This is a genomic window from Methylobacterium sp. WL120, assembly GCF_008039465.1.
Lineage (GTDB): Bacteria > Pseudomonadota > Alphaproteobacteria > Rhizobiales > Beijerinckiaceae > Methylobacterium > Methylobacterium cerastii.
In genome coordinates this window covers 12,690-39,436 of the sequence record NZ_VRUT01000019.1, presented here as the reverse complement: position 1 = coordinate 39,436, position 26,747 = coordinate 12,690, and the positions used below count along the sequence as shown (strand labels likewise).

The window sequence follows — 26,747 nt, the reverse complement described above, 5'->3', positions numbered from 1 at the left end:
TGTGAAACGGCATCGACAGTTTGCTGCGTGGCAAAGTCCCCCTCGGCGCCTCGCGAAACGCCCGTGGTATCGCGCGCTGTATCACGCCCAGGCGCACGAGAGGGGCACGCGCGAGCGCCCGGAGGATGCAGCCCAGCGCCCGCCTACCCGACCCGATCAGCAACCCGGTAGAGCCCGTCCAGCACACCGAACGCTAGCGGTATGGAAGGCACGACACCGGCCGCGTCCAGCCGTCCCGTCATGTCATTCACGAAACAGGCGTAGGTGGCTCGCTGTCGCCCGAAGAAGCCTTTGCCAGCATCGGTCTTCACTATGAGTAGGCTGGCCTCCAAGTCCCATGCCGTGACGAAGGTCAGACCCTGAGGGGCCATGCCTTGCACGAAGCCAAGGTAGTCCTCGCGGGTAGCGTGCTCGAACTGCGGGTCGAGCGGCATCGGAGTGATCCGCCTTCCGAGCTTCACCCTCGCGATGAAGCTGTCGCGCAGAGCACGGTGGTCGTCATCGTCCAGCGGCAATCGAGCATACGCCCTCAGCACCTCGTCCAGTGTCGTGGAAGGCTCCTGCAATCGACGTTGCGCAGCACTGGGGCAGATCGCGTCTAACTCATCCTGTGCGTAGCTCACGACATGCTCCGGGCTCTCTGCGACCAAGCTCGGCTGTCTCGGGCCGTGAGGCAAGGCCAGACACCTACTTGACGACCGTTCGATCAAGCCATAACAATCTGGTCAACGTTCGTTGACTGGAATGTGACGGTCATGGCTCAGGGTGCTTTTGTCGCCTACTACCGCGTTAGCACGGCTCGTCAGGGTGCATCGGGGCTTGGCCTCGAAGCTCAGAAGGATGCGGTCACACGTTACCTCAACGGCGGGGACTGGAGCATCCGGGCCGAGTTCGTCGAGGTGGAGAGCGGACGCAAGAGCGACCGGCCGGAGCTGGAGCGCGCCTTGGCGACCGCTCGCCTTCACCGCATCCCGCTCATCGTAGCGAACGTCTCGCGCCTCACGCGCTCGTCTGCGTTCCTCCACCGGCTCCTAGAGGCGGGCGTCGAGGTGCGCTTCTGTGACCTCCCGGAGATTGAAGGGCCGACCGGGCGGTTCCTGCTTCAACAGATGGCATCAGTTGCCGAGCTTGAAGCGGGCATGATCGCGAGCCGCACGAAGGCGGCGCTCCAGATGGCGAAGGCGCGCGGCAAGAAGCTCGGGGGTGACCGGGGCGTGGTCATGTCCGATGCCACTCGCAAGGCCGGTAGAGCCACTAGGACGGCCAAGGCGGGTGCCCGTGCTACCGACCTAGCCCCTCACATCGCTCGCCTACAGGCAGCGGGTGCGACCTCTCTTGGAGCCCTGGCAAGGGCGCTAAATGAGGAGGGCATCCCGACCGCACGGGGCGGTGAGTGGTCGCCCATGCAGGTGTCACGGGTGCTGGCGAAACTGGCAGCATGATTGAGGCCACCTTGCAGAACCTTGGTGTGCCCGATAGCTCTCACTGGCCTATCGAGCCGAGCATTGGAGATCGTTTGACCAACGAGCCCAACACACAACGCAGCCTCGCGGTTGTGATTGCAAGCAATTCTAGCCCAACCGAGCGCACCGCTCTCACGGCTTGGGCCGAAGGTTTGCTCGCGATACGGGCCGAAGACATCCCCGCAATTCAGAAGGCCAAGCGGGCACTCGCTCTCACTCTCTCCAGCAAGACCGTCTGGCCAGTCGTCAAGGTCATTGGTCGGCAGACGAAACGCCTCGCGTGGGATGACCGGAGCACCTCAGCCCGCCTTGGACTTGGCGGTGCCTTGACGGGTGCCGTTCTATTTGGCGGACAAAGCGCCGGCATCGCGGCCCTCGGGACGGCAGTGGGCGTGCCCTTATGGGTAGTGCTTGGCGCGGGTGCCACTTTCATGAACGTCCTGCGAGAGGAGCTTTTGCGGAGGAGGGATTGAGGATCGGCTCACCACTCTGCCGCAGGGCGCGCAGACGATGAGCAGCCTGGAAATCGCGGAGCGCACTGGGAAGGAACACGCCCACGTCATGCGCGACATCCGCTCCACGTTGCGGGCGCTCAAGCTGCTCAACAAGGCTTCGGAGGTAGCAAGCAGTTTTGCTGGCTACTACGTGGCCTCGAACGGGAAGCGGAACCCCTGCTTCAACCTCCCCAAGCGCGAGTGCCTTATCCTCGTCTCGGGCTACTCTGTCGAGCTGCGGGCCGCGATCATCGACCGTTGGGCCGAGCTGGAGGCGCAACAGGCTCCCCGCATCCCTACGCACGTCGAGGCACTCCGGTTGGCCGCTGAAGCCATCGAGCGGGCGCAACAGGAGGAAGGCCAGAAGCTGATCGCCCAGGCGCGTGTGGCCGAGCTGGAGCCGGTGGCTGCGGTGGCCCTTCCGAACTTCCGGTGAGCCAATTAGGGCCACCACTCGGTAGAGCCGACAGCACTACCTATCGCACCCTCCCACATCTTGTGTCCGACGCAGCGACGGGCGTGACGCGAACGCCCCACCATTGTGACGCCCTGGAGCACGTGCGGGCCGAGGGAACGAAAACCACGTAGGGTCGGAGGGTTTGCCTGCCGCGCCCTCTCGTGGGCCGTCTGAGGCCCGGCAAACGGCCATGCAATTAGCCCGACCAGTAGGGAAGGCATGTAACTTCGGCGGCGGAGTTGTGCCGCCGGGCGTCCGACCCACTACATCTAGTAGACCGTCTGTCTCGCGGGGGACGGATGCTGCATGTCACCCGCATCCCAGCGCGCCGCTCCGCGCCACCTCACTCCCACAGGATCATCACCATGGCAGTACGAACTTGCCGTGCGTCCGGCTGCGACGCGCGAACGACCCGTTACGGACACTTCTGTCCGACCCATAAGTCCCGCCTCCGCAGGCACGGGCATCCTGATCAGAACGCGATCACCAAGGCAGGCTTGCAACCCTTCGTGAAGCTCGTGCGAGCGCGCATGGCGAAGAACGAAGCGAACCCGCTGTGGCACCAGTGCGAGGCCCGGTGGGCGGCCATCATCGATCACGCACGCCATGTCATTGCAGCTTCGTCTGGAGGGAGGGCCGGCTACCGATGCGAGCGAGTGGCGGCACAGGAGGTGGTCAAGCTCGCTGATCATGTTGCCCCCTCCGATGTGGTGGTGACGACCCTCGCGGCCTTCGTCCTGATCGACCACCAACCTCGACTGTTCCGGTCTGATGCCTCGTTCAAGACGCAGCTCGTACGTCGGGTCCGTGGATTGACGGAGGTGAACGCCGGTTCGTGGTTCAACGCGCACACCGGGAAGACCAAGCGGGCCTATCGAGAGCTGACGCCTCGCGCCGTGATGGTGCTGGCAGGTTGGCTCTCCGATGCTCTCGGGGCTGTGGGTCTCACCCTCGCGGACATGGAACGCCGTGAGCACGACCACCGACAACGAGAACGGCAGGCGATGGCCGAAGCTCTCGGATCGCTCACCTAACGGACACCGCCTCCTCCGGGGGGGGGGAGGGAACGAGATACATTACCGAAGCTCACAACACGCTCAGAAACGCATGGAATACATCGAACAGGTTCTAGACCGATCAACGGGGGACATGATCACCCGCAGCAAAGGAGATTGGATCACCATCACGGAACTCGGCGCGCTCCACCATGTCGGTCAACGCACCGTGAGGACCATCCTGAGGAAGATGGACTTCCTCTACGTCCCAGGATGCAGGCCACACAGCCGTCATCGCCTTGCCGAGTGGGTCGTTGCACGCGGCTACGGCAAACACATCCCCGGCAATCCTGCCAGACACCAACGCCCCTTCGATGTCGTCAGCCCCGATGGTCAAGCCTGGATCAAGGAGCGGTGGTCGAACGCTGTCGAGGCGCTTGCCGCTGATGCAGCCACGGGCACGATCAAACAAGCAGGGGAGGCTCTACAGGCGTTCAAGGATGTCCGTGGTCGTCATGGCCTCACAGTGCAGGAAAGCGTTTCATGGCTCTGTGACCACTTCCCCGACCTGTCACATACGGAAGTCGGTCGCATCCTCGACGTGACCCAACAGATCGTCACCCGCTACATCAACACCCGCTACATCAACACCCGCGCACAACAAGCTGACGCAGCAAGGTGGAGGCGGGACAAGCTGCTAGACGACACCACGAAGGTTCGCCTGTCGATGGCACCTTACGAGGACGTGATAGCCTCCGGCGGCACAAGATACATTACCGAAGCCCACAACACATCGGAAAACGTACTGCCGGCCTAGTTGGTCGATGGCAACGCCGACCTGATCACCGTCCGTCCAATCACCCGCAGCCCTGGCAACCGCCGGGGCTTTTGTCATTCAATCCTAAGGCACACCATGAACGATCGCGTCCCTTACCAGGGCGAGAGCGAAGGCACGTCCGTGTACGCTCCTCAGCCCACGTCCACGAACACCGTCACGCGGCTCCGTAGCGAGCCACCTACGCCCGTTGAGGCCGTGGTGGCACATCGCAGCCTGCTTCAGCCGCCGCCCCTCTAGCGCCTCCCCTGACGCCACAAACCGCCCCCGTTACGCCGGCTCATAAGCCCACCTCTCCGCTCACCGAACCGCCCATGCCTCAGCCACGTCTCGCGGTCGATACGATGCCCCCGATGGTGCGCCCAGTCGCGGTGCCTGTCACCGGCACCGCATGGGGGGTGACATCTAAGCCTCGTCCCCCTCGACGGGCGTCTCCGCTGCCCTGATGCGCAAAATCGCGGTCCAGAAGCCGGGGAGCTACAGTCCATCAGCGACACGGCGGAGAGGCTTCGCAAGAGGCTTCTCCGCCTCGCTCTTGGCGCCCTCGTCGCGATCACGAATGACGTAGATCACGCCGGCACAGGCGAGAGCCGCCACGCTACCTATGACGGGTATGCCGAGCAGTACGGCCCAGCCCCCGAAGGGTGCCAGAACGAGGGTCGAGAAGCCCGCGCCAAGCAGGGCCGCCACCATAATTGCAACCATGAAATCACCAACGCAACCGAGAGTAGCGTTGGATCAGGCTGTGCGGGGCTGAACAGTTCCGCCTTATCGTGCCCGCACAGGCACTTCACACAGAAACGAGGTTACCAATGTCTGACGAGACCACTACCGAAGAGCCTCGACACATCACAATCGCCTTCGACGGCGCGTGCCTCGGCAACCCTGGCCCAGGTGGCTACGGCGCCATACTCATCAACGACCGGACGGGCTCGGAGAAAATCGTGAAGGGGCGTGACGCCGCGACCACGAACAACAAGATGGAGCTTTCCGCCGCCATCGCTGGGCTTAACGCCCTACGCCCCGGCGCCTTCGTCAACATGCTCGGGGACAGTCAGTATGTGATCAAGGGCTTCACGGAGTGGCTGCCGAACTGGAAGCTCCGGGGGTGGAAGGCAGCGGGCGGGAAGCCCGTGGCGAACGTCGAGTTCTGGCGTCTGCTGGAGATGGCTGTGGCACGGCACGAGAGCGTGATGTGGACGTGGGTCAAGGGCCACGCTGGTCATGAGCTGAACGAGCGCGTGGACGGAATCGCGAGCGGGGAGGCGGCACGGGCGTGATGCAGCGGAAGCGCAAGGATCACGACACCATCACCGAGGGGGACGCTATCCGCGTCCTTCTCTCGAACCATCCCGCCAGCGTTTGGGTCCACCGAGAGGACTACGCGCGGATCGTTGCCGAGCACGGACAGCGGGCTTGGACGTGGATCGCACGGGACCGCTACGCCATGCTGATGCAGGCGTGCCGGAAGCCGGTGGCGATTGCCCGGTTGGTCCTACAGAGCGACGGAACGGGGATCGTTAGGTACCCGGACGGTGATTGGTTGAATCTGCGGAGGAGGAACGTGCGGGTCGACGCTTCGACGCCGAGGCGAAGGGAGAAAAAACTCGCCGCCCCTGTGGATGCAAAAATTTTCCGAGCAAAATCTAGTAAAGCAAATCAGCACTTATGCCCGCACGCGAGTTGTCCACAGGATTGCCCGCAAGACCACAACATCTAGCGTGGGACCGGCGAACAGAACACCACTTGTTGACCTGAGGGCGGGCCGGCACCACAATGCATTTGCCTGTCCGAATCACTCGGTGGGTCGAGCTGCAAGCAGAGCTCGCTAATCGTGGAAAGGTGTTACCCGCACCGATACTGGCAGGCATTGGATCGACGGAGAGAACCCTCGTAATCTCTTGGAAGGCGCCCGGTATCGACCGGCAATCACGAGAGCTTCGGCACGGTGCCGGAGCGGGCAAAGCCCGTAGTCTCGGAGTTGAACGATGCGCGTTTTCTGTACGTACCCGGTGCCTGTTAGCGTCATCAATTACTGGCGCTACCGGTTCGGAAAGTGGGAGCATGTTTGCTCGCACTGCCGCAGCCTGCCCAGGGGGTAACCCAGGCAGGACTGCCAGCCAGTCCGTGAGGTGAAGGTTTAGCGGCCGATCCTCACTGACGAGAACTAAGGGGGTGGCTTCGTGCTGCCCCCTTTTTTATGTCGCTGACGACACCCGAGGCGGAAGCGCATCTCTCGGGGCGCCTGTCAAGCCGAAGCTGACCAGTATCCTGATCATCGAAAGTGAGTCTGACAAGCGCAATCGAGCGGAATTTCGTGGTCCACCCGACTTATCGTTAACGGATTGGAATGTTTGTCCCGATGCTCTTGGGGGACACTTGAAGGGCCAATCTGGGGGACAACTTAGTTGCGATCGCTCGTAACTCGCTGCGAACAAAGGTTATTTTGCTATCAGAAGAAGCTGGCGGAGGGAGCGGGATTCGAACCCGCGATACCGTTTCCGGTATACACACTTTCCAGGCGTGCGCCTTCAACCACTCGGCCACCCCTCCGGACCCGGTGGAGGGCCGCGCCCCGCTTTAGGCGGGCGGCGGACGGTTCGACCGGGTGGCGTGCTGTACCCGCCGCGTCGCCCGCGTGCAAGCGGCTTGACCGTTCGGGCTCACGAGCGCGTGCGGCGGGCGGCGATCGAGGTCGCGGCGAGAGCGAGGACGGTGCCGAGCATCGCCGCGCCGCCCTTCACCAGGAAGTCGGAAAGGCGGCCGTGGCGGGTCAGGGTCAGGCCCTGCCCGAGTTCGAGGATCGCGGCGAGGGCGACGACGCCGGCGAGGATCACCGGCCAGCGGCGCGGGTAGGCGAGGACGAACAGCATCCCGAGCGCGCCGTAGGCCAGCGCCCGCTCGACGTTGGCGGGTGCCACGGAGGGCCGCAGACCGATCGGCGACAGGGTGACGAAGACGAGCGCGGCCACCACGAGCCAAGCCGTGACGCGAAAGAACGGTTGCATCGGTCCCTGTCGCCCGAGACCGGCACACTGGTCAATCATGCCGGTCGATGCAGGCGCGGAACCTTCAGCCGGTCGCCTCCGGCGTCAGAACCAGGATCGCGTGGTGAAGGAGTAGTCGACCTTCAGGCCGAACAGGAACTGGTTCGGGTCGCCGAACGGGCGCCGCACCAGGGGGCTGTCGCCTGAGGAGCCGAGGATGCGGGTGTAGCCGGCGTAGCCGGTATAGGCCCACGTCGCGTCCTGGGTGTAGGTGACGGCGCCGAGCACGCCCGCCGAGAAGAAGCTGCCGGGATCGTAGGCGGTGACCCGGCCGTTCGCGATGGCTTCGTCGGCGGTGACGCCGAAGTATTTGCGCGCGTATGACGCGTCGCCGATGTTCAGGCGCGGCCCGATCGAGAACTGGAACTGGTCGACCGGCAGGATGTAGTCCGCCCCGACCGAGCCGACGGTGCCGTGGTGCCCGTACACGCCCTGCCGCACTTCGACCCGGGTGCGGATCGACGGAATCGGAAAGAACTCGATGAACAGGCCGGGCTCGACGGCGAAGCGCGCGTCGCGGAAGCCGAAGAGGTGGCGGCGGTCGTCGCCGTAGTAGCGGCCGGGGACGAAGCGCGCGGTCGGGCCGATGCGGAACACGGCGTTGTCGTAGAGCGAGAAGCTGAATCCGTCGTCCGGCGCGGCGAAGCGGCGGGGCTCGCCGGCCCGGCGCACGTCGATCGCCGGGTAGCCGATGACCGTGTAGTCCTCGGAGCCGGGATAGCGCGGCGTGAACTGCAGGTTGCCCGTCAGCGTGACGACCCAGGTGTCCGGGTCGACCTGCGAGAAGCTCGGCACCGCTCGCGGCATGATCGCCCCGAGGTCGGCGGCGAGCGCCGTCCCACCGAGCAGCACGGCCAACAGGCCGGCAGAAATGCCGAGGGAGGCCGCATGCGGCGTCGAGGAAGGGCGAACCGCATTGCTCATGACCGATCTTATAGACATGCCGGCCCCTGCTTCGCCCGCGTTTCATCCTCTCGCGACCGCAAAAAAACGGATTGTGTCCGCGCCGCAACGAACCGGCCCAGCTTGCGTGAAAAGCGTCCGCAGCGTCCCGGTCCCGGGCCGTTGCGATCAGGCCGCGAGCAAGGGCGGCGGCCGTCGCGAGACCCAGTTGGTGGCCGCGTCGTAGGCCGCGCCGAGACGCAGGCAGTCCAATTCGCCGTGGTTGCGGCCGACGACCTGGATGCCGGTCGGCAGGCCGCCGGGGCCGAAGCCGGCCGGGACGTTGAGGGCCGGCAGGCCGCTCATGGTCGCCGGGATCACCACCTGCATCCAGCGGTGGTAGGTGTCCATCGCGCGCCCGCCGACCTGCTTCGGCCAGTCGGCTTCGATCGCGAAGGGGAAGACCTGCGCGCTCGGCATCACCAGAAAGTCGAAGCGCTCCATGAAGAGGCGCAAGGTCTCGTACCAGGCGGTGCGGGTCTCCTGCGCCATCCGTACCGCGTCGGCGGTAAGCGCCATGCCCTGCTCCACCTCCCAGACGGCCTCCGGCTTGAGCAGGGCCCGGTGCGCCGGGTCCTCGTAGAGCGGATGCAGGGTCGCCGCGTTGGCGCAGGCGCGCAGCAGCACGTAGGCGCGCCACAGCCGCTCCATGTCGAAGGCCGGGACGGCGTGTTCGACGCGGCAGCCGACCGCCTCGAAGGCGGACAGCGCGGCGACGCCGAGGTCGAGCACGCCGGGCTCGAAGGGAATCTGGCCGCCGAAATCGCCGAGCCACGCGATCCGGGTGCCGGAGACGTCGCGCTTCAGGTCCTCGGCGAAGATGCCTGGGTCCTGGGGAATCGAGTACGGCACGCGCGGGTCGGCGCCGGCCTGCACCGACAGCATCAGGCCGATGTCGGCCGGCGAGCGGCCGATCGCGCCGGAGACGCCGAAGCCCGGCGCGAACACGTCCGGCGTCGCGATCGGGATGCGGCCGTAGCAGGTGCGCAGGCCGAACAGGTTGTTGAAGGCCGGCGGGTTGCGCAGGCTGCCGGCGTCGTCGCTGCCGTCGGCCACCGGTTGCATCCGCAGCGCCACCGACACCGCGGCGCCCCCGCTCGAACCGCCGGCGGACTTGCGTTGATCGTAGGCGTTCGCGGTGGCGCCGTGGACCGGGTTGTAGGTGTGCGAGCCGAGGCCGAATTCCGGGATGTTGGTCTTGCCGGTGAAGACCGCGCCGCCGCGGCGAAGCCGTCCGGCCATGATCGAGTCGGCTGGCGCGATCCGGTCGCGGAAGATCGGCGACCCTTGCGAGAACGGCAGGCCGCGGACCGGATCGAAGTCCTTCACCGCCAGCGGAAATCCGTGGAGCGGGCCGGCGCTCTCGCCGCGGGCGAGGCGCGCGTCGCGCTCGGCGGCTTCCGCGAGGAGCTGGCCCGGGTCCTGAAGCGCGACGATCGCGTTCACCGCCGGGTTGTACCGCGCGATCTGCGCGAGGGTGGCGCGCATGACCTCGACGCAGGACACCGTCCTGGCATGGATCGCGGCCGAGAGCGCAACGGCGCTCATCTCCAGGATGTCGGAGGGGAGGGCTGACGCGGTCATGCGGTCTCCAGCAGGCGGGACGGCAAGAGGCAGCACGGCATGCGCGCGATCAGGTCAGCCGGCCTTCCTGGTAGGCGTGGCAGGCGACGCCGTCCATCAGCGCCGGCACCTCGGCGCGGCAACGGTCGTTGGCGAAGGGGCAGCGCGGGTTGAAGCTGCAACCCGGCGGCGGGTCGATCGGGTTGGGGATCTCGCCGGAGACCGGTGTGCGCTGCCGCCCGGTGAGGCCGATATCGGGCACCGCGTCGAGCAGCATCCGCGTGTAGGGGTGCTTGGGGTGCGTGAACAGCTCGCGCCCGCCGCCGATCTCGACCACGCGGCCGAGATACATCACGCCGATGCGCGTCGCCATGTGGCGCACCACGGCGAGGTTGTGGCTGATGAACAGGTAGGTCAGCCCGAGCCGGTCCTGCAGGTCGCGCATCAGGTTCAGGATCTGCGCCTGCACCGAGACGTCGAGGGCCGAGGTCGGCTCGTCGCCGACGAGGAACTCGGCCTCCGAGGCGAGCGCGCGGGCGATGGCGACGCGCTGGCGTTGGCCGCCGGAGAATTCGTGCGGGTACTTCACCCGGTCGTCGGGATGCAGGCCGACGAGGGTGAGCAATTCGCCGACGCGGGCGGCGATGGCCGCATCGCCTTGGATCAGGTCGAAGGCGCGGATCGGCTCGGCGACGATCTTGCCCACCCGCCAGCGCGGGTTCATCGAGGCGTAGGGGTCCTGGAACACCATCTGGATGCGCCGTCGCAGCTGGCGGCGGGCCGCGCCTTGCGCCGGATCGGTCATCGAGACGCCGGTGATGCGCACGTCGCCCGCGCTCGGCGGCAGCAGCCCGACCACCATCCGCGCCACGGTCGACTTGCCGGAGCCGGATTCGCCGACGAGGGCGAAGGTCTCGCCGCGTTGGATCGTGAAGCCGACGCCGTCGACCGCCTTCAGCCACTGCTTCGGCTTCCGTTCGATCATCCGGTTGAGCCACGGCTTCGACACGTCGAACAGCCGCCGCAGGCCCTCGACCTCGACGTAAGGGGTGGGCCCGCTCATGCCGCCACCTCGGCGCGGTCGTAGAGATGGCAGGCGACGCGGTGCTCGCCGACCGGGATCGGGTTGGGCCGCTCCACGCGGCAGCGGTCGAAGACCTTCGGGCAGCGCGGGTTAAAGGCGCAGCCGGGGGGAATCGCCGTCAGGCGCGGCATCGCGCCCGGGATCTGGGTGAGGCGCCCGGTGTCCTGGGTCAGCGTCGGGATCGCGCCCATCAGGCCCTTGGCATAGGGGTGGAGCGGGTCGCCGACGACGGCGCGGACCGGGCCGATCTCGGCGACGCGACCCGAATACATCACCGCGACGCGGTCGGCAGCCTCCGCGATCACGCCCATGTCGTGGGTCACCAGCATCACCGCGGTGCCGTGGTCGCGGCCGAGGCGCTTGAGCAGGGTGATGATCTGCGCCTGCACCGAGACGTCGAGCGCCGTCGTGGGCTCGTCGGCGATGATCAGTTCGGGCTCGGCCGCGAGCGCGAGCGCGATCACCACGCGCTGGCGCATGCCGCCGGAGAACTCGTGCGGGTAGCCGTCGATCCGCCGCTCGGGCGCCGGGATGCCGACCTCGGCGAGGAGGTCGATCGCCCGCGTCCGCGCGGCCTTGGCCGAGAGGTCGGTATGGGTCTGCACGGTCTCGATGATCTGGCGGCCGATGCGGTAGAGCGGGTTGAGGCTCGTCAGCGGGTCCTGGAAGATCATGCCGATGCGCCGGCCGCGGATGCGCCGCATCTTTTCCGGCGGCAGGTTGTCGATGCGCTCGCTCCCGAGCCGGATCTCGCCGCCGGCGATCCGGCCGGGCGGGTCGATCAACCCGATCACCGCCGCGCCGGTGACGGATTTCCCGGCGCCGGACTCGCCGACGACGCCGAGGATTTCGCCCCGCGCGATGTCGAAGGACACGCCGTCGATCGCCTTGAGGACGCCGCGGCGCGTCGCGAACTCGACGCGCAGGTCGCGCACGGAGAGGGCTGGCTCTGTCATTGCAGCTTCGGGTTCAGCGCGTCGCGGAGCCAGTCGCCGAGCAGGTTGATCGCCAGCACCAGCCCGGCGAGCGCCAGGCCGGGGAAGGCGACGATCCACCACTCGCCGGAGAACAGGAAGCGGTTGCCGGTGCGGATCAGGGTGCCGAGCGACGGCATGGTCTCAGGGAGGCCGGTGCCGAGGAACGACAGGGTCGCCTCGGTGATGATCGCCAGCGCGAGGTTGATCGTGGCGATGACGAAGACCGGCCCGAGCACGTTCGGCAGGACGTGGCGGACCATGATCACCGGCGAGGACAGGCCGATCAGGCGCCCGGCCTGGACGTAGTCCTTGTTCTTCTCGACCAACACCGAGGAGCGCACGGTGCGGGCGTACTGGACCCAGAACGACAGTCCGATCGAGACCACGATCAGCCCGATCGTCGCGTTGGTGTCGAGCCCGCCGCCGGCCGCGGCCTTGGCGACGCCGTCGACGACGAGGGCGATCAGGATTGCCGGGAAGGTGAGCTGCACGTCGGCGACGCGCATGATGAGCGTGTCGACGAATCCGCCGAAATAGCCCGCGATCAGCCCGAGCGCGACGCCGAGGGTGCCCGAGACGAGGACGCCGAGCAGGCCGACGACGAGCGAGAGGCGCAAGCCGTAGAACACCGCCGAGAGCACGTCGCGCCCCTGGTCGTCGGTGCCCACGAGGAACGGGGATTGGCCGTCGGGACTCCAGATCGGCGGAAGGTTGGAGTTGATCAGGTCGAGTTGCGCCGGATCGTAGGGGTTCTGCGGCGAGATCCACGGGGCGGCGATGGCGAGCGCGAAGAACAGCACCGTGACGGCGAGCGCCGCCATCGCGAGCTTCGAGCGGCGGAAGCTCGCGAACACGTCGGAATCGAGGAGCTTGGCCCAGCGCGAGGGCGGCGTCGCGGAAGCGAGGCTCATGCGGTGCGCCCCGCAAGTCGCAGGCGCGGGTCGACAATGGTGTAGAGCACGTCGACGGCGAGGTTGATCGCCACGAAGATCGCCGCAACGAGCAGCAGGTAGGCGGCCATGATCGGGATGTCGACGTTCTGCACCGCCTGCACGAACAGCAGCCCCATGCCCGGCCACTGGAACACCGTCTCGGTGATGATCGAGAAGGCGATCACCGAACCGAGCTGCAGCCCGGCGATGGTGATGACCGGGACCAGCGTGTTCTTCAGCGCGTGCCCGAAATGGATCGCGCGGGTGGTGAGGCCGCGGGCGCGGGCGAAGCGGATGTAGTCGGCGCGCAGCACCTCAAGCATCTCGGCGCGGACGAGGCGCATGATCAGGGTCATCTGGAACAGCCCCAGGGTGATCGCGGGCAGGATCAGGGCGCGAAGCCCCGAGACCGTCAGGAAGCCGGTGGTCCACCAGCCGAGCCGCACCGTGTCGCCGCGACCGAAGGAGGGGAGCCAGCCGAGCGTCACCGAGAACAGGAAGATCAGCAGGATGCCGATCAGGAAGGTCGGCAGGCTGACGCCCGCGAGCGAGACCGCGAGGAACAGCTTGGCCAGCACCGTCTCGCGGTGGAGCGCGCAGTAGACGCCCATGAGGATGCCGACGACGAGCGCGAAGACCGTCGCGCACAAAGCCAGCTCGAGGGTCGCGGGCATCCGCTCCGCCAGCAGGTGCGAGACCGGCTGGCGGAACTGGTACGAGATCCCGAAATCGCCCCGCAGCACGTTGGCGGCGTAGCGGGCCGCCTGCACCGCCGTGGAATCGTCGAGGCCGAGGCTCTTGCGAATCTCGGTGCGCTCGGAGACCGGCGTGTCGACGCCGACGATCTGGTTCACGGGGTCGCCCGCGAACCGGAACATCGAGAAGGCGATCAGCCCGACGACGGCGAGCACCACGACCGATTGCAGAAGGCGGCGGAGGATGAAGGCTAGCATGGGTTCAACCCTCCACGCCCCGCCTCACGGCTGCTTCGATACCCAGTAGAGCAGCAGCAGGTTGTCGGGCCGCTGGGTCAGCGTCACCTTCTTCGAGACGCCCCAGGCCAAGGCCTGCTGGTGCAGCGGGATCACGGCCCAATCCTTCTGCAGGATCTCGAAGCCGTCCTTGATCTCCTGGTCGCGCTTGGCCGTGTCGGTCTCGCCCTCGACCTGGTCGGCGATGGCGTCGAGCTTGGTGTTGCAGTAGCCGCCGAGGTTCCAGCCGCCGCGGCTCGACTTCGGATCGGTACGGCAGCCGACCATCTCGTAGAGGATGTTGTGGCTGTCCTGCGAGGAGGGCGTCCAGCCCAGCAGGTAGAACGAGGTGTCGTAGTTCGGCGCCAACACCTTGGCGAAGTACTTGGCCTTCGGCTGGGCGTTGAGGTTCACCTTGACGCCGACGCGGGCGAGCATCGAGACCACCGCCTGGCAGATCGCCTCGTCGTTGACGTAGCGGTCGTTCGGGCAATCCATCGGCACGGTGAAGCCGTCCGGGTAGCCCGCCTCGGCGAGCAGCGCCTTGGCCTTCTTGGCGTCGGTCGCCGGGCGCTTGAACTCGGCCGAGCGGGCGTAGAGCGAGGGCGCGATCATCAGCGCGCTCGGCGTCGCCTGCCCGCGCATGACGCGCTTGGCGATCGTGTCCTCGTCGATGGCGAGGTACATCGCCTCGCGCACGCGCACGTCCTTGAACGGGTTCTTGCCCTTGACGCTCGAATCCTTGAGCTCGTCTCGGACTTGATCCATCCCGAGGAAGATCGTGCGCAGCTCTGGCCCGGTCATCACCGTGGCGGTGCCGCTGGCGTTGACGCGCTGCTGGTCCTGCAGCGGCACCGGGTCGATCCAGTCGACCTCGCCGCCGATCAGTGCCGCGACGCGGGTCGCGTCGTTCGAGATGGTCGTGAACACCGCCTCGTCGAGGTTCGACTCGACCTTGCCCCAGTAGCCGGGGAACTTCTTGAACACCGTGCGGACGCCGGGCTGATGCTCGGTGATCACGAACGGGCCGGTGCCGTTCTCGTGCAGGGTCGCATAGCTCGGGGCCGACGCGCTGACGGGGGAGGGCGCGACGGCGCCGTTCTTCTCCGCCCAAGCCTTCGACATGATGTACCAGGTCGAGAACTGGTACAGCGCGATCGGGTTCGGCTTCGACAGCACCATGTCGACGGTGTGGTCGTCGACCTTCACGAACTTGGCGTCCGAGGGGATGTTGGTGGTGAAGCTCGATCCCGAAGCGCGCACCCGGTCGGCGGAGAACAGCACGTCGTCGGCGGTGAAGGGCGAGCCGTCGTGGAATTTCACGTTCTTGCGCAGGTGGAAGCGCCAGCGCGTCGGCTCCGGCGTCTCCCAGGATTCGGCTAGGCCGGGGGCGAGGTTCAGGTCTTTGTCGCGGGTGATCAGCGCGTCGTAGACCGCGGCGTGCATGCCGATCGTGAAGCTTTCCTTCAGCGAATACGGGTCCAAGGACTTGATGTCGCCTTGGAAGGCGAAGCGGAAGACGTTCGCGGCCTGAGCCGGCGCCATCCCGAGCGCGATGGCGAGGCTGGTGGCCGCCGCCAACGTCCGGATCCGTGAAATCGACAAACGCAACTCCCTCAAGCGATGGGCATCGGCAGGATCGACCCACTCTGGATGCCTAGGAAAATAGAGCCGGGTCAACCGTCCGTCGTATCATTCCGGGTGATCCGTCATCCGCGCGCCGTCGTCGACGGCGTATGCAGGGATCGCAACCCCCTATGCGGGACTCGTGCCACCGGGTGCGCCGATTCCGTGACGGCGCGAGCGCACGATCCGTGCATGACCTCGGAACCGGTCTCGACTCCTCGCGCGACGTCGGTCAGGGCTGTATTCCGAGCGCCGTCTTCGGCGACGGTGGAGGTTGTCTTGAAGAACATCGTTTTGATGACGGCGGTCGTCGCCGGTCTGTTGGTCGGCACAACATCGGGTGCGCTCGCCAAGCCGTTCGAGCTACCTGATGCCAAGCCGATCGTGACCATCGACCTGCCGAATGCGTGGTCACCTGAGGAGATCGACAAGGGCGCCCAGGCGACGTCGCCGGATGCTTCGATCTACGTCGCCTTCGAGGTCCAGAACCTGAAGAACCTCGAGAACGCCATCGTCGAGGGAGTGAAGTTCTTCGCCGAGAGCGGCGTGAAGATCGATCCGAAGTCGCAGAAGAAGACCGAGGCCAAGGTCAACGGCTTCGACGTGGTCGACCTCGGCTGGGACGGCGTCGACAAGGACGGCCCGACCAAGGTGAGCCTGTCGATCATCATCCTGTCCGAGACCAAGGTCGGCATGCTGTCGTATTGGGGCTCGCCCGCCGGCGAGAAGAAGTACGCCTTGCAGCTCAAGGCGATCGCCGAGAGCATCCAGTCGCTCGGCCGTTAGGTCGACAGCGCCCGACCGGACAAGCCTTCGCGGCTGGTTCGGTCAGGCGCCGCCGCAGAGGTGCTGTGAATCGGCGAGCGTCCAGGATTCCTGCGTGCGCAGGTTGGTCGTCGTGTAGACCTTTCCTCGGTCGTCGCCCTTGGGGCATCCCTTCGGAACCGAGACCAGGCAGGTCCTGACCGGGTCGCCGACGCGGGCGTTGGCGACCTCGGGGACGAATCGATAGGACACGCCGTAGACGCCGTTCTTGAGCACCACGCCGGTGCCGTCGTCGGCGTCCTTGCTCTTCGGCCGCACGAGCGTGTCGCCGAAGCGCGTCCCGATCGCGGTGATGACCGTCGTGGCGCACGCGCCGACCCGCTTCGGCATGGTATCGGCGACCGGAGTCGTCTCGGCGATGCCGGGTCCGGCGAGCAGTGCCGCGGTTGCGAGGCCGATGGCGAGGGGCGTGCGCATTCCGGCAGCGTACCGGCCGCGCTCCCGTCGTCCAACGGTCTCAAAATTCTCGGCGTCAGTGCGCGGGCGCGACGACCAGGGGCTCGGTCTCGTCCTCGTCGGCCTCGATTTCGGCATCCGCCTCGGTCTCGTGCCCGGTGAGGCCGCCGGCCTCGGCGAGGCCCTTGGCGGCCTTGCGCAACAGCTTGCGCAGGCGGCGGCGCTCCTTGCCGTCGAAGCCGGAGAGCAATTCCGCCTCGACGGCGTCCCAGATGCCCTCGATCGCCTCGGCCTTGGCCAGCCCTGCCTCGGTGAGGCGCACGCGAACGATGCGCCCGTCTCCGGCTTCCGCCCGGCGCTCCACGAAGCCGAGGGCGGCCAGCCGCGAGATCGTCTTCGATGCGGTCGGCGGACGCACGCGCAACGTGGCCGCGAGGTCGCCCATCGTCATGGTGCCCGACGCCGCCAGCACCTGCACCACCTGCTCCTGGCCGGCGAAGAGATCGAGGGTCGCGAGCCGGTCGCCGATGCGAGCCCGATGCAGCCGCGCGGCCTGGACAAGCGCCCACCCGACGCTCTTGGCGCCCGGCGGCTTGGCTCCGACGCGCTTGGTCTCCGCAGGTTTCGCGCTCGGCGCATCGACGGCGGAAGCCTCGACGATGGGCGCCACCTCGCTGGGGCGGCCCTTCCGCTTGGCTCGCGGCGCGTCGGCGGCGTGCCGCTCGTCCTTCCGGTTCTTCGCCTTGCCGTTCACGGGCAGTCCCGGGTTGTCGATGACCGGCGCGGCTGCCGGTATCTCATCCGCCGCTGACATCCCATACCCCGCACAACACGACCGAACACGCCGAAAGTCCGGCCCCGCGCGGGGGCCGACATCGTTCTCGGTCGGCTGTGCCTCGGGCGTGTGAAGCTGGGATGACGGTGGCGGCGGCGATCCCCCGCTCAGCAGGGCATCAGGCGGCGGAGCTGGTCGAGGATGTCCTCGCCGCTGCACGGGCGGGCGATGAAGTGCGCGCCCTCCGGCATCCGCGCCGGGTCCGGCGCGGCGCGGCCCGAGACGATGAGGATCGGCAGCTTGGGCCGCGCCTCGGCGACCGAGCTGGCGAGGTCGAAGCCGTTGGCCTTGCCGGACAGCTCCACGTCGGTGACGAGGCCGCAGATGTCCGGCCGCGCTTGCAGGATGCTCATCGCCCGCTCGGCCGAGGCGCATTGCACCGTCTCGTAGCCGCCCCCCTCGAGCACGTCGCCGAGGTCCATGATGGTCAGCGCCTCGTCCTCGACGAGCAGGATCACGGGCCGGTCTTCCTGGGGACTCGTCTGCTCGCTCGTCACGATGTGCATCTCCAGCGTTTCGGTCCGGAGGCGCGGCCGGGATGCGCCCCCCGCCGCACCGTCGTTCTCGATGTCCAACGGCAGAGGGGCGTTCCGGTTGCAGTGCGAATCGGGGGTTGCCGACAGGTCGTCAGCCGGCCGTCGTCCCAACCGATCCGGCGACCGCGACCACGGCCTCGATCAGCTGGTCGAGGTCGCCGCGTTCGATGGTCAGGGCCGGCGTCAAGTAGACGATGTCGCCGAACGGGCGGACCCAGACGCCGCGCTCCACGAAGCGCGTCTTAAGGGCGGCGAGTTCCGGCGGCCGGGTGAACTGGACGGCGCCGATCGCGCCGAGCGTGCGTACCTCGGCGATGCCCGGCCGCCCGCGCAACGCTTCGAGGCCGTCGGCGAGGCGGGCGCCGATCGCGCGAGCCTGCTCCAGCCGCGGCTCGCTGGCGAACAGGTCGAGGCTGGCGTTGGCGGCCGCGCAGGCCAGCGGGTTGGCCATGAAGGTCGGTCCGTGCATCAGCGCGGCGCTCGCGTCGTCCGACCAGAACCCGGAGAACACCGCGTGCGTCGCGACCGTGGCGGCGAGCGCCATCGTCCCACCGGTCAGCGCCTTCGACAGGCACAGGATGTCGGGCACGATGCCGGCCTGCTCGCAGGCGAACAGCGTGCCGGTGCGGCCGAAACCGGTGAAGATCTCGTCGAGGATCAGCGGCAGGCCGTGCCGGCGCGCGAGGCGCGCGATCGTCGCCAGCACCTCGGGCGGATGCATCCGCATGCCGCCGGCACCCTGCACCAGCGGCTCGACGATCACCGCGGCGAGCTCGGTGCGGTGGCGCGCCAGGACGCCGTCGAGGGCGGCCGTCTCCGCTTCGGTCCGCGGCAGGTCACAGAAGACCTGGCTCGGCAGGAAGGCGCCGAAGCGGCGATGCATGCCCTCCTCGGGGTCGCAGACCGACATCGCGCCCATGGTGTCGCCGTGGTAGCCGCCGCGGAACGCGAGGATGCGGGTGCGCCCGGCCTCGCCGCGGTTCAGCCAGAGCTGCACCGCCATCTTCAACGCCACCTCGACCGCGACCGAACCGGAATCGGTGAAGAACACGTGGTTCAAATCGCCGGGCAGGAGGGCGGCGAGCCGGCTCGCCAGCCGCTCGGCCGGAGCGTGCGTCAGGCCGCCGAACATCACGTGCGGCATGGTGCCGAGCTGTCCAGCCACCGCGGCGGCGATGTGGGAATGATTGTAGCCGTGCACCGCCGTCCACCATGAGGCGATGCCGTCGACGAGCTCGCGCCCGTTTGCGAGCACGATGCGCGACCCGTGCGTGCGCACCGCCTCCAGCGGCGGCGCCGCTTGCTTCATCTGGGTGTAGGGCCGCCACAGGTGGGCGGCGCTCGGATCGTCCGTCGCCATGCGCCGATCGATGCTGGCCCGCGGCGCGCCGGTCAACCTCCGCGCGCGACTTGACTCACGGCGGCCCCGCGGCGCTTTGAGGCCGCATGTCGAGCCTCGAATCCTTCGCCCGCGACAAGCTCTCCGGCCTGGACGCTGCCGCGCTGCGCCGCCGCCTCGTGCCGACGACCCGCGCCGTCGACGCGATGGCGGAACGCGGCGCGCGCCGCCTGGTCTCGTTCTCGTGCAACGACTACCTCGGCCTGAGCCACGACCCGCGGGTGGTCGCGGCGGCGCAGCAGGCCGTCGCCGCCTACGGCGCCGGCGCCGGCGGATCGCGCCTGGTGACCGGCAACCATCCGCTGCTGATCGCCATCGAGGCCCGGCTCGCCGCGCACAAGGGCACCGAGGCCGCCCTGGTTTTCGGCAGCGGCTACCTCGCCAACCTTGGCATCACCCCGGCGCTGGTCGGCGCGGGCGACCTCATCCTCGTCGACGCGCTCGCCCACGCGTGCATGTGGGGCGGCGCGCGGATCTCGGGCGCGACGACCCTGACGTTCCGCCACAACGACGTCGCCGACCTCGGCCGGCTGCTCGCCGAGCATCGCGCGCGCCATCGCCGGGCGATGATCCTCACCGAGCGGGTGTTCAGCATGGACGGCGACCGTGCGCCGCTCGGCGACATCCTGGGGGTGGCCGAGGCTCATGACGCCTGGACCCTGGTGGACGACGCGCACGGGCTCGGCGTGGTCGAGGGCGGTCCGCGAGCGCCCTTGGAGATGGGCACCCTGTCGAAGTCGCTCGGCTCCTACGGCGGCTATCTCTGCGCCTCGCAGGCCGTGGTCGACCTGCTGACGAGCCGCGCCCGCAGCTTCGTCTACACCACCGGCCTACCGCCGGCCTCCGCGGCGGCCGCCCTCGAAGCCCTGGCGATCCTCGAGGTGGAGCCCGAGCGCGGCGCGAAACCCCTGGCGCTCGCCCGCCGCTTCACCGCACGCCTCGGGCTGCCGGAGGCCGAGAGCGCGGTGGTGCCGGTGATGGTCGGCGCGGCGCAGGATGCGCTGGCGCTCTCCGCGGCGCTCGAAGCGCGCGGTTTCCTCGTCGTGGCGATCCGGCCGCCGACCGTGCCCGACGGCACCGCGCGGCTGCGGGTGGCGTTCTCGGCGGCGCATGACGCGGCGCAGGTCGACGCGCTGGCCGACGCCATCCTCGCCCTGCGGTCGGCCTGACCGGAGCGAGAGCATTTTCGAGCGAGGTGGATGCCGGCTCGCGTGAAGAACATGCACTAGGACGCGAGGGCGACCTGTCGCGGCGGGGCGCCCCACGGGTCGTCTGCGGCGCTGGCGCGCGAGCGCGCCACGATCTGGCGCGACATCCTGATCGTCTCCCCGAGGCGGTCGATCGATTCGGAGACCGCGGCCTTCAGGAGCGTCGCCCGCAGCATCTCGGCGCGCTGCCCCGCCTGAGAGACGGGAGGGCGGTACCGGCCGTTGCGCGGAGCCTTGTTCAGCATCTCCCGGAACGGCACGTCCATCAGCAGCGCGCCGCCCGCGTCCACGATCTCGAACGCGTAGGGCATCGGGTCGTAGCCGGAGCGTGCGAGGTCCGCCGAGATGTCGAGGATGGCGCGGCAGACGTCGAGGTAGACCGCATCGAGGCCGCTGAACTCCAGTCCGATCTCGTCGCGCTCGAAACCGCCCGGTCCATGAAGATGGCAGTAAAAGTACGGCATTGGCGAAAGTGTGACAGATTTCGCGCCCCAGCGCATCCGGTTTGTTTTCGCAGCCGCTAACACAGGTGGTTTGCGCGCACGTGCATAAAGAATACGATGCGCGCCGTCGCGGCCTTGAAACGAAAAACGCCGCGCTCTCGCGCGGCGCCGATCGCAGGAACGTGCGGCGGAAGCTCAGTTGAACAGCGAGCCGACGCCGCCCTGCACGCGGCCGAGGCCCTGGCGCGCGATCGTGTTGTTCGGGTCGATGGTCGAGGCGCGCTGGTAGTTCTCCATCGCCTCCTTCTTCCGGTTCGACTTCTCGTAGGCGAGGCCGCGATAGGCCCAGGAGGTCGCGTCCTTGTTGTCGACGTTGAGCGCGGCGTTGTAGTCCTCGATCGCCTTGTCGTATTTGTTCGTGGCGATCAGGCTCTGGCCGCGGGCGGCGTAGGGCGCGCTGACGAAGGGGTTGCGGTCGATCGCGGCGTCGAAGTCGCCGATGGCGGCGATGTCCTGGCCCTGCTTCTGCCGGACCAGGCCGCGGGCGTGATACGCCTCGGCCGATTCCGGCATCAGGCGGATCGCGACGTTGAGGTCGCGCATCGCGCCTTCGAGGTCGCCCTGGGCGCGCAGCACGTTGGCGCGGCCGATATAGGCCGGGCCGTAATTCGGGTCGGAGGCGATCGCCTTGGTGAAGTCCTGCAGCGCGGCGTCGTTGCGGCCGGTCTGGCGATAGGCCAGCGCGCGGTTGTTGTAGGCCGAGCCCGAATTCGGGTCGATCTGCACCGCCTTGGTGAAGTCGCCGATCGCGTCGTTGAACTGGCCGGCGCGGGCGTAGGCCGCGCCACGGGTGTTGTAGGCGGCGGCGTCGTTGGGGTTACGCTGCACCACCTCGGTCAGCGAAGCGATGTTGACGTTGGTCGCGCCCGTGGTGTCCGCCTCCAGCACGGCGAATTGCCGCGAGCCGGCAGCGCTTCCCACGGTCTCGCAGCCGGCGAGCCCCACGCTCGCGAGCGCCGCGAGGCCGAGCAGAGCCCGTTGTAACCGCACGCTGTCTGACGTCATCGCCCCATTCCCCTCGGCACGGTGCTCAAGCCTTCAGCACGCCCGAATCCCTGATCCACGCACCCCGAGCGGCGCGGCCGGCGCGCGGCCGGTCCGATCCGGTTGCGTTGGCCCCAGCACGTTCGCGCATCGCGGTGAACGCCCGATTAAGCGCGGGCGACGATCCCGTTGATGCGGGCCGATGTGGCGAACGTATGGCTCGACGCGAAAAGTCGTCGCGAACGTCGAAGCGGGGGGCACGCGAGTCATCCGCTGTGGTGCAGATGCATCGGAGTTCAGGGCTTGAGGCGGGTGACGTGGCCCATCTTGCGGCCGGGCCGGGCCTCGCCCTTGCCGTAGAGGTGGAGGTGCGCGCCGGGCTCGGCCAGCACCGATCGCCAGCCTTCCACCTCGTCGCCGATGAGGTTGCGCATCTCGGCCTTCAATCCGCCCGGGCGGGACGGATCGCCCAGCGGCCAGCCGCAGACCGCGCGCACGTGCTGGGCGAACTGCGAGGTGGTCGTGCCCTCGATCGTCCAGTGCCCGGAATTGTGCACCCGCGGCGCGATCTCGTTCACGACGAGGCGCTCGGCGCCGTCGGCCTCGCGCACCAGGAACATCTCGACGGCGAGCACCCCGACGTAGTCGAGGGCGTCGGCGATCGTCCGGGCGATGCCGAGGGCGGCCTGCGCAGTCTCGGGTGCGATGCCCGGCGCTGGCACGCGGGTGACGGCGAGGATGTGGTCGCGGTGCTCGTTCTCGCACAGGTCGAAGGCGGCGAAGCTCCCGTCGCCGGACCGCGCCGCGACCACCGAGACTTCCCGCTCGAACGCGACGAAGCCTTCGAGGATCAAAGCCGCGCCGCCGAACTCGGCGAAGATCGCGTTGCGGTCCGATTCGGCCTCCGTCCGGATGATGCGCTGGCCCTTGCCGTCGTAGCCGAACCGGCGGGTCTTCAGCACGGCCGGGCGGCCGATCGCGTCGAGGGCGCGGGCGAAGTCGTCGGGCGTGTCGACGGCGCGGAACGGCGCCGTCGGGATGCCGAGGCGGTTGATGAAGTCCTTCTCCGACAGCCTGTCCTGCGTCGTCGCCAGCGCCGAGGCGCTGGGATGCAGGGCGGCGTGGGCCGCGAGCAGGTCGGCGGTCTCGCGCGGGATGTTCTCGAACTCGTAGGTCACCACGTCGACGCTTTGCGCGAATCGCGTCAGCGCCTCCGCGTCGTCGTAGGCGGCGCAGGTGGTCTTAGCCGCCACGTCGAAGGCCGGGCTGTCGGCATCGGGGCAGTAGATGTGGGCCTTGAGGCCCATGTTGGCCGCGGCCAGCGCGATCATGCGGCCGAGCTGGCCGCCGCCGACGATGCCGAGGGTGCCGCCGGGCGCGATGGTCTTTGGGGTCACGGGGTCTCGGTCTCCGGCCGTTCGGCGACGGATGCGGTCTGGGCCGCGCGCCAGGCGTCCAGGCGCTGGGCCAACGCGTCGTCGGACAGGGCGAGCACGGCGGCGGCGAGCAGCGCGGCGTTCACCGCGCCGGCCCGGCCGATCGCCAGGGTGCCGACGGGGATGCCGGCCGGCATCTGCACGATCGAGAGCAGGCTGTCCTGTCCCGACAACGCCTTCGATTCCACCGGCACGCCGAAGACCGGGAGGCTCGTCATCGCGGCGGCCATGCCCGGCAGGTGCGCCGCGCCGCCCGCGCCCGCGATCACGACCTTGAAGCCGGCAGCCTTGGCGCCCTTGGCGAAGGCCACCAGCCGGTCCGGCGTGCGATGAGCCGAGACGATGCGCGCGTCGTAGGCGACGCCGAGCGCGTCGAGGGTGTCGGCGGCGTTCCGCATGGTCGCCCAGTCGGACTGGCTGCCCATGATGATCGCGACCGCAGGCGACGGCACCATCCGCGTCAAACCCATTTCCTTCGCGATGCGGGCCGGTCGGCCCGTCCTCGCCGCTGGCAAGCTCGCCGCTTACAGGCGCCGACCCGGCGCGGCAAGGCGAGGCGCACCGGCATCCACCGGCATCAGGCGATGATGTCGGGGGTGATCTGGTCCTCGACGAAGGCGATCCTGTCGCGCAGCGTCAGCTTGCGCTTCTTCAGGCGCTGGATCTGCAGCTGGTCGCCGGCGACGTTGCGCTCGAGGGCATCGATCGCGTCGTCGAGGTCGCGATGCTCCTGTTTCAGCCGCGCCAGCTCGACGTCCAGTTCGGATTGCGCATCCGGGACCAACTCAACCGCCATCGCCGCCTTCGAAAACCAACCTGTGCCGGAATCGAGCATGCGTCAGGCACGCCCGAGCGGCAAGCATTCGTGAGGCATAGGCTGAGGATTGCCTTCGACAGCCGGCTCGACATGTGCCAGATTCCCCGCGTCGGAACGATGACAGGAGACACGACTCATGTCGCTGCAGACGCATCTGAGCCAGCTCACCCGGAAGCACGAAGCCCTCGAACGCGAAATCCACCAGGCGACGCTGAGGCCGTCCGAGGACGACCTGCACATCGCCGAGTTGAAGCGGCGCAAACTTCTCCTGAAGGACGAGATCAACCGGCTGCAGGCGGGCGTCGACACGCTGCACTGACGGACCTGTTTCGAAGCACGACACCGAGATCCGCCGCGCCGTCCCCCACGGCGCGGCTTTTTTATGCAGCCGCTCGATCCTGCGCGGCCCGCAATCCTGCTAGCTTCGCTGCCAGGAGGCGACCCCCGAAGAGGCCGCCCCGTCCGAGGAGCCGCCATGCCGACCGCCGACCCCTCCCCAGACCAGCCGTCGCGCTACGCCGCGGTGCATGAGCGCGCGATGCGCGACCCCGAGGGGTTCTGGCTCGACGCGGCGCGGGCGATCGATTGGACGACGGAGCCGACCCGGGCCTTCGAGCCCAAGTCCGGCCCCTACGGTCGCTGGTTCCCCGACGGGGCGCTGAACGCCTGCTGGAACGCCGTCGATCGGCACGTCGCCGGCGGCCGCGCGGAGCAGGTCGCGATCCGCTACGATTCGCCGGTCACGGGCACCAAGCGCGCCATCACCTATGCGGACCTCCTGCGCGAGGTCTCGGCCCTGGCCGCCGTGCTCGCCGACCTCGGCGTCGGCCGGGGCGACCGGGTGATCCTCTACATGCCGATGGTGCCTGAAGCCCTGTTCGGCATGCTCGCCTGCGCCCGCATCGGCGCGGTGCACTCGGTGGTGTTCGGCGGGTTCGCCGCCAACGAGCTGAGCGTCCGGATCGAGGACGCGGCGCCGAAGGTGGTGCTCGCCGCCTCCTGCGGCATCGAGCCGAGCCGGGTGGTCGCCTACAAGCCGCTGCTGGACGCCGCCCTCGCCACGGCCCGGCACAAGCCCGCCGCCTGCCTCATCCTTCAGCGCCCGCAAGCCCTCGCGAGCCTCGTCGAGGGCCGCGACCGGGATTGGGCCGAGGCGGTCGCGGCGGCCGAGGGGCGGGCGCCGGACTGCGTGCCGATGGCCGCGACCGACCCGCTCTACGTGCTCTACACCTCCGGCACCACCGGCAAGCCCAAGGGCGTGGTGCGCGACACCGGCGGCTACCTCGTCGCGCTCAGCTGGTCGATGTCCAACCTCTACGGCGTGCAGCCCGGCGAGACCTACTTCTGCGCTTCCGACATCGGCTGGGTGGTCGGCCATTCCTACATCGTCTACGCGCCGCTGCTGCACGGCTGCACCACGGTCCTGTACGAGGGCAAGCCGGTCGGCACCCCCGATCCCGGCGCGTTCTGGCGGGTCGTCGCCGAGACCGGCACGGTCTGCCTGTTCACGGCGCCGACGGCGCTTCGCGCCATCAAGAAGGAGGATTCGAAAGGCAGCCATGTGGCCGGCCACGACCTCTCGCGCTTCCGCACCCTGTTCCTGGCCGGCGAGCGCGCGGACCCGGATTCGGTCGCCTGGGCCGAGCGCGTGCTCGACCGGCCGGTGGTCGACCATTGGTGGCAGACCGAGACCGGCTGGCCGATCGCCGGCAACCCGGTCGGCCTGGGGCTGCTCCCGGTCAAGCACGGCAGCACCTGCGTGCCGATGCCGGGCTACGACGTGCAGGTGCTCGACGAGGGCGGCAAGCCGGTGCCCGCCGGCACGATGGGCACCATCGCGATCCGCCTGCCGCTGCCGCCGGGATGCCTGCCGACCCTGTGGGGCTCCGATACCCGGATGCGCACGAGCTATCTCGAGACCTTTCCCGGCTGGTACGACACATCGGATGCGGGCGTGATCGACGCCGACGGCTACATCACCGTGCTCGGGCGGACGGACGACATCATCAACGTCGCCGGCCACCGGCTTTCCACCGGCGGGATGGAGGCGGTGCTGTCGTCCCACCCCGACGTCGCCGAATGCGCGGTCATCGGCATCCGCGACGCGCTGAAGGGCGAGGCGCCCTGCGGTTTCGTCGTGCTCAAGGCGCAGGTCGCGCGCGACCCGACCGAGATCGAGCGTGAACTGGTCGCCAAGATCCGCGACGAGATCGGCCCCGTGGCCGCCTTCAAGCTCGCGCTTACGGTGCAGCGGCTGCCGAAGACCCGCTCGGGCAAGATCCTGCGCGCCACGATGAAGCGCATCGCCGACCACGAGCCCTGGACCATGCCGGCGACCATCGACGACGCGGGCGTCCTGGACGAGATCGGCGAAAGCCTGAAGGCGCGGGGGATCGGGGAGGGGTAGGGCGCGACCAGCCGC

28 protein-coding genes and 1 tRNA gene are annotated in these 26,747 nt (G+C 68.3%); 10 read left to right on the top strand and 19 right to left on the bottom strand.

Going from position 1 to position 26,747, the window contains the following annotated elements; translation table 11 throughout:
* Positions 1 to 143: 143 nt before the first annotated feature.
* Positions 144 to 623, bottom strand: coding sequence for a hypothetical protein (locus FV229_RS06200; RefSeq protein ID WP_147751124.1), 480 nt, complete (start codon positions 621 to 623; stop codon positions 144 to 146).
* 132 nt (positions 624 to 755) lie between these two features.
* Here FV229_RS06200 and FV229_RS06195 point away from each other — a divergent pair, with 132 nt between their 5' ends.
* The 6 genes from FV229_RS06195 to rnhA all read left to right on the top strand — a co-directional run bounded on the left by FV229_RS06195 (position 756) and on the right by rnhA (position 5,524).
* Entirely contained in the window at positions 756 to 1,442 is a 687-nt protein-coding gene (locus tag FV229_RS06195; RefSeq protein WP_147751123.1) for a recombinase family protein, read from the top strand.
* Positions 1,439 to 1,936 (top strand): hypothetical protein, encoded by a 498-nt coding sequence (locus FV229_RS06190; RefSeq protein ID WP_147751122.1) that lies wholly within the window; start codon positions 1,439 to 1,441, stop codon positions 1,934 to 1,936. The genes FV229_RS06195 and FV229_RS06190 overlap by 4 nt, the downstream gene beginning before the upstream one ends.
* Before the next feature lie 37 nt (positions 1,937 to 1,973).
* A complete protein-coding gene (locus FV229_RS28550; RefSeq protein ID WP_147751121.1) occupies positions 1,974 to 2,393 on the top strand; it encodes a Rha family transcriptional regulator in 420 nt (139 codons plus the stop codon).
* Between the two features lie 551 nt (positions 2,394 to 2,944).
* Entirely contained in the window at positions 2,945 to 3,448 is a 504-nt protein-coding gene (locus tag FV229_RS06180) for a hypothetical protein (protein WP_246688072.1), read from the top strand.
* Positions 3,449 to 3,521: 73 nt separating this feature from the next.
* Complete coding sequence (locus tag FV229_RS06175; protein ID WP_147751119.1) at positions 3,522 to 4,226, top strand: hypothetical protein; 705 nt, start codon at positions 3,522 to 3,524, stop codon at positions 4,224 to 4,226.
* 830 nt (positions 4,227 to 5,056) lie between these two features.
* Positions 5,057 to 5,524: a ribonuclease HI gene (gene rnhA, locus FV229_RS06170; RefSeq protein ID WP_147751118.1), complete on the top strand. Its 468-nt coding sequence runs from the start codon at positions 5,057 to 5,059 to the stop codon at positions 5,522 to 5,524.
* A 1,183-nt stretch (positions 5,525 to 6,707) separates the two neighbouring features.
* On the opposite strand, the gene FV229_RS06165 is transcribed toward rnhA, so the two are convergent.
* The 9 genes from FV229_RS06165 to FV229_RS06125 all read right to left on the bottom strand — a co-directional run bounded on the left by FV229_RS06165 (position 6,708) and on the right by FV229_RS06125 (position 15,305).
* Positions 6,708 to 6,797 (bottom strand) — tRNA-Ser (locus FV229_RS06165).
* 110 nt (positions 6,798 to 6,907) lie between these two features.
* Complete coding sequence (locus tag FV229_RS06160; RefSeq protein ID WP_147751117.1) at positions 6,908 to 7,252, bottom strand: hypothetical protein; 345 nt, start codon at positions 7,250 to 7,252, stop codon at positions 6,908 to 6,910.
* A gap of 84 nt (positions 7,253 to 7,336) precedes the next feature.
* On the bottom strand, positions 7,337 to 8,215 hold the full coding sequence (locus FV229_RS06155) for a MipA/OmpV family protein (protein WP_147751116.1): 879 nt from the start codon (positions 8,213 to 8,215) through the stop codon (positions 7,337 to 7,339).
* A gap of 147 nt (positions 8,216 to 8,362) precedes the next feature.
* Positions 8,363 to 9,817: an amidase gene (locus FV229_RS06150; protein WP_147751115.1), complete on the bottom strand. Its 1,455-nt coding sequence runs from the start codon at positions 9,815 to 9,817 to the stop codon at positions 8,363 to 8,365.
* 49 nt (positions 9,818 to 9,866) lie between these two features.
* Complete coding sequence (locus FV229_RS06145; protein ID WP_147751114.1) at positions 9,867 to 10,859, bottom strand: oligopeptide/dipeptide ABC transporter ATP-binding protein; 993 nt, start codon at positions 10,857 to 10,859, stop codon at positions 9,867 to 9,869.
* Positions 10,856 to 11,836: an ABC transporter ATP-binding protein gene (locus FV229_RS06140; RefSeq protein WP_147751113.1), complete on the bottom strand. Its 981-nt coding sequence runs from the start codon at positions 11,834 to 11,836 to the stop codon at positions 10,856 to 10,858. The genes FV229_RS06145 and FV229_RS06140 overlap by 4 nt, the downstream gene beginning before the upstream one ends.
* The gene (locus tag FV229_RS06135; protein WP_147751112.1) at positions 11,833 to 12,768 is read right to left on the bottom strand and encodes an ABC transporter permease; all 936 of its coding nucleotides are present in this window, start codon (positions 12,766 to 12,768) and stop codon (positions 11,833 to 11,835) included. Before FV229_RS06135 ends, FV229_RS06140 begins: the two co-directional genes overlap by 4 nt.
* Positions 12,765 to 13,742: an ABC transporter permease gene (locus tag FV229_RS06130; protein WP_147751111.1), complete on the bottom strand. Its 978-nt coding sequence runs from the start codon at positions 13,740 to 13,742 to the stop codon at positions 12,765 to 12,767. The genes FV229_RS06135 and FV229_RS06130 overlap by 4 nt, the downstream gene beginning before the upstream one ends.
* 24 nt (positions 13,743 to 13,766) lie before the next feature.
* Complete coding sequence (locus FV229_RS06125) at positions 13,767 to 15,305, bottom strand: ABC transporter substrate-binding protein (RefSeq protein WP_147751131.1); 1,539 nt, start codon at positions 15,303 to 15,305, stop codon at positions 13,767 to 13,769.
* Between the two features lie 360 nt (positions 15,306 to 15,665).
* Between FV229_RS06125 and FV229_RS06120 the strand changes: the two genes are divergently transcribed.
* The gene (locus FV229_RS06120) at positions 15,666 to 16,172 is read left to right on the top strand and encodes a hypothetical protein (protein WP_147751110.1); all 507 of its coding nucleotides are present in this window, start codon (positions 15,666 to 15,668) and stop codon (positions 16,170 to 16,172) included.
* A 42-nt stretch (positions 16,173 to 16,214) separates the two neighbouring features.
* Here the strand turns inward: FV229_RS06120 and FV229_RS06115 are convergent, their stop codons facing one another.
* The 4 genes from FV229_RS06115 to FV229_RS06100 form a co-directional block, all read right to left on the bottom strand.
* Positions 16,215 to 16,628, bottom strand: coding sequence for a hypothetical protein (locus FV229_RS06115; protein WP_147751109.1), 414 nt, complete (start codon positions 16,626 to 16,628; stop codon positions 16,215 to 16,217).
* Positions 16,629 to 16,683: 55 nt separating this feature from the next.
* On the bottom strand, positions 16,684 to 17,277 hold the full coding sequence (locus FV229_RS06110) for a MarR family winged helix-turn-helix transcriptional regulator (RefSeq protein ID WP_246688074.1): 594 nt from the start codon (positions 17,275 to 17,277) through the stop codon (positions 16,684 to 16,686).
* A 272-nt stretch (positions 17,278 to 17,549) separates the two neighbouring features.
* Positions 17,550 to 17,948 carry a response regulator gene (locus FV229_RS06105; protein WP_147751108.1) on the bottom strand — a complete coding sequence of 133 codons (399 nt, stop codon included), beginning with the start codon at positions 17,946 to 17,948 and terminating at the stop codon, positions 17,550 to 17,552.
* A 121-nt stretch (positions 17,949 to 18,069) separates the two neighbouring features.
* Entirely contained in the window at positions 18,070 to 19,338 is a 1,269-nt protein-coding gene (locus FV229_RS06100; RefSeq protein WP_147751107.1) for an adenosylmethionine--8-amino-7-oxononanoate transaminase, read from the bottom strand.
* An 86-nt stretch (positions 19,339 to 19,424) separates the two neighbouring features.
* On the opposite strand from FV229_RS06100, the gene FV229_RS06095 reads away from it, so the two are divergent.
* The gene (locus FV229_RS06095; RefSeq protein ID WP_147751106.1) at positions 19,425 to 20,546 is read left to right on the top strand and encodes an aminotransferase class I/II-fold pyridoxal phosphate-dependent enzyme; all 1,122 of its coding nucleotides are present in this window, start codon (positions 19,425 to 19,427) and stop codon (positions 20,544 to 20,546) included.
* Between the two features lie 56 nt (positions 20,547 to 20,602).
* Here FV229_RS06095 and FV229_RS06090 read toward each other — a convergent pair whose 3' ends face one another.
* The 5 genes from FV229_RS06090 to FV229_RS06070 all read right to left on the bottom strand — a co-directional run bounded on the left by FV229_RS06090 (position 20,603) and on the right by FV229_RS06070 (position 24,304).
* Positions 20,603 to 21,049: a hypothetical protein gene (locus FV229_RS06090; protein WP_147751105.1), complete on the bottom strand. Its 447-nt coding sequence runs from the start codon at positions 21,047 to 21,049 to the stop codon at positions 20,603 to 20,605.
* A 174-nt stretch (positions 21,050 to 21,223) separates the two neighbouring features.
* Complete coding sequence (locus FV229_RS06085; protein ID WP_147751104.1) at positions 21,224 to 22,093, bottom strand: tetratricopeptide repeat protein; 870 nt, start codon at positions 22,091 to 22,093, stop codon at positions 21,224 to 21,226.
* A gap of 275 nt (positions 22,094 to 22,368) precedes the next feature.
* Entirely contained in the window at positions 22,369 to 23,469 is a 1,101-nt protein-coding gene (locus tag FV229_RS06080; protein ID WP_147751103.1) for a 5-(carboxyamino)imidazole ribonucleotide synthase, read from the bottom strand.
* Positions 23,466 to 23,963: a 5-(carboxyamino)imidazole ribonucleotide mutase gene (gene purE / locus FV229_RS06075; protein WP_147751102.1), complete on the bottom strand. Its 498-nt coding sequence runs from the start codon at positions 23,961 to 23,963 to the stop codon at positions 23,466 to 23,468. Before purE ends, FV229_RS06080 begins: the two co-directional genes overlap by 4 nt.
* Before the next feature lie 122 nt (positions 23,964 to 24,085).
* Positions 24,086 to 24,304, bottom strand: coding sequence for a DUF465 domain-containing protein (locus FV229_RS06070; protein WP_147751101.1), 219 nt, complete (start codon positions 24,302 to 24,304; stop codon positions 24,086 to 24,088).
* 157 nt (positions 24,305 to 24,461) lie between these two features.
* Here FV229_RS06070 and FV229_RS06065 point away from each other — a divergent pair, with 157 nt between their 5' ends.
* On the top strand, positions 24,462 to 24,644 hold the full coding sequence (locus tag FV229_RS06065) for a DUF465 domain-containing protein (protein WP_147751100.1): 183 nt from the start codon (positions 24,462 to 24,464) through the stop codon (positions 24,642 to 24,644).
* A 156-nt stretch (positions 24,645 to 24,800) separates the two neighbouring features.
* Complete coding sequence (locus tag FV229_RS06060; protein WP_147751099.1) at positions 24,801 to 26,732, top strand: propionyl-CoA synthetase; 1,932 nt, start codon at positions 24,801 to 24,803, stop codon at positions 26,730 to 26,732.
* Positions 26,733 to 26,747 lie beyond the last annotated feature (15 nt).